Below are 2,617 nucleotides of genomic sequence, written 5' to 3'. Positions count from 1 at the left end.
GCAGCGGTACCGGGATCGGCGCCCCGGCGGAGAGCATCAGGGTGATCCGCTCCAGTGCCTCCCGGCCGGCCACAGGGAGGTCGGCCGACGTCGCCAGGACATTGCGCAGCGCCGCCGGCGACGCGAAGACGACGGTGGCGTCGATCGCGGCCGCGGCATCGGCCAGTGCCCGCGCCGTCAGGGTCCGCGGGGCGGTGACGTCCATGGCCGGGGTCACCGACGTCGCGCCGAGGGCCGGGCCGAGCAGGGCGAAGGGTGCGAATCCTGCGACGAGCGAGGCGCCCGGTCCCAGCCCGAGGGTGGATTCCACGGCGTCGCGCATGGCCGAGAGCCGGCGGTGCGTGTACACCACGCCCTTGGCCGGACCGGTGGACCCGGAGGTGAAGAGGATGGCGGCGTCGGTGTCCGGCGCGGGCGCGGCGCGCGGTGCTCCGGCGACCGGCCGGGCGGCACGGAGGTCGTTTAGGGAAGCCTCGACGCGCAGCGCCTTCTTCTTAGCGGCAGGCAGGGGAGCGGCACTGATCCGCCGACCCGGCCAGCCGAAGGCCCGGGCTGCGAGGAGGGCGCGTTCGATGCCGATCACGACGTCGGGTGCAGACCCCTTGACGGCACGGTTGAGGCCGCGCGCGCCGAGGCCGGCATCGGCGACGACGATCACGGCGCCGATCTGCAGGCAGGCGTAGATCAGGACGGTGAGGTCCACTCCGGGCGGGACGAGCAGGCTGACCCTGCTGCCCGCGCCGTAGCCGAGCGCGGTGAGGCCGGCGGCCACGGCGTCGACATCGTCGGAGAGCTCGCGCCAGGTCAGCGTCCGCGGCGTGCCCGCGGGAGCCATCTCGGCGACCGCCGTCGTCCCTGCCTCGGGACCGGCGGCGAGCTCGGTGATCCGCCGGCCCAGCGGGGTGTAGGGACGGTCCTCCGGGGCGCTGTCGCCGGACCGGTCCGGTCGGGGCACGCCCACGGATCGGATGCCGAGCCACTCCATGGCAGTCGACGCCGTGTCGGCGTCCTCCTGCACCAGGTGGCCGGCCTGCTCGAAACGATGGATGTCCGCGGCGGGGAGGCGGCGGGCGAGGTCCTCGAGGTAGGGGTCCGAGAAGATCGGGTCGTGCGGGCCCCACATCATCAGCACGGGCACGGCCAGGCTGCGGATGCCCTCCGCGACCGCGGTGAGGGCGGCGAAGCTCGGGTGGGACGGGTCGGCGGGGATGTCGGAGACGAAGTTGGCGATGCCCTCGCGGGCTGCCGACGTACGGTACGGGTCGCGGAACGCGCGGCGGACGCCACGCTCCAGCGCCGGCCGGGCGAGGGAGAGGGTCACGTCGAGGAAGGCCGTGCTGGTCCTCGTGCCCAGGCCGTGCACGCCGGGTGCCAGGGCGAGCCGCAGGGGTGCCGGGATGGGCCGGGCCGGATCCTGGTGGATGGCCGTGTTGGTCAGGATCACGCCCGCCAGGTCCCTGCGGTTGCGGTCGGCGTAGCCGAGGCTGACGACGCCGCCCCAGTCGTGCCCCACCGTGACCACGGGACCCGCGAGGCCGACGGCGGCGACGAAATCCTCGAGGTCGGTGATGCGGTGTTCGAGGCGCCGGAACGCGCCGGTGCGGTCGGAGTAGCCCATGTCGAGCTGGTCCACCGCGATCACGCGCCAGCCGGCCGTGCGACCGGCAGCGAGGTAGCTCCGCCACAGGTAGGACCAGGTGGGATTGCCGTGGACGCACAGGAGCGTTCCCGTGACCTCGTCATCGGCACCTGCGCCGAGCCCGTTGTCGAGGTAGTGCCAGCGGTGGCTGGTTCCCGGGGCGTCGGCCCCGCTGGTCGAGGGCACGTCGATGTACGCCGACCACGAGGGGTCGACGCCGGGGAGTTCTACCACGCAATCTCCATCATGGAGGTGTTCAGGCCCGAGCCGACGCCCAGGCACAGCACCCGGTCCCCGGGGGTGAGGGACTGCGCCTCCTGGGCGAGGGTCATCGGCAGGGAGGCCGGCCCCACGTTGCCCCAGTGCGGGAAGGTGATCGGGACGCGCTCACGCTCGAGGTCGACGGCCTTGATGATGGCGTTGGTGTAGGAGTTGGAGACCTGGTGGGTGACGTAGCGGTCCATCGCGTCCCAGGCCCAGCCGTCCGCCTGCGCCTCGTGCCACGCTGTGACGACGAGCTCCAGGCCGCCGTCGAGCAGTCCCTTCGTGTCGGTGTACATCCCGTCGATGCCGCCGACGCACAGCTCGTGGTGCTGCGTCCCCGCACGGGAGACGCCGCCGAGGATGCGGTGGGACCCGGGGTGGGCGTCGGCCGGGCCGATGACCGCGGCGGCCGCGCCGGAGCCGAGCGTGAGGGTCGCGAACTCGCTCAGGAAATCCTCGCGCGTCGAGTCCTCGCGGTTGAGGCGCTTGAAGGTGGCCTCCTGGGTCCGCTGGGCGTCCTCGCCGGCGACGATCAGGGCGTACTTGATCTGGCCGGAATCGATCATGTTCGCGGCGAGGGTCATCCCGTTGACGAACCCGAGGCAGGCGTTGGCCAGGTCGAAGTTCATCGCGGACGAGGGCAGCCCCAGCGAGTGGTGGATCTTCACGGCGACCGAGGGTTCGAGGTTGCGGCGGGTCACGGACGTGTTGATG

Annotated in this window: 2 protein-coding genes; both read right to left on the bottom strand. The window is 72.8% G+C overall.

What is annotated here, in order from left to right:
* A partial coding sequence (locus CVO76_RS16710) for an alpha/beta fold hydrolase (protein ID WP_208740192.1) occupies nucleotides 1-1,873 on the bottom strand: 1,873 nt, incomplete at its 3' end.
* Nucleotides 1,867-2,617, bottom strand: a 751-nt coding sequence (locus tag CVO76_RS16705) for a 3-oxoacyl-ACP synthase III (RefSeq protein ID WP_208740191.1), incomplete at its 5' end; no start/stop codon positions are given. The genes CVO76_RS16710 and CVO76_RS16705, both read right to left, overlap by 7 nt.

The sequence above is a fragment of the Arthrobacter agilis genome, from assembly GCF_002953615.1.
Classification (GTDB): Bacteria; Actinomycetota; Actinomycetes; order Actinomycetales; family Micrococcaceae; genus Arthrobacter_D; species Arthrobacter_D agilis_B.
This window is presented reverse-complemented; position numbering and strand designations above follow the sequence as displayed.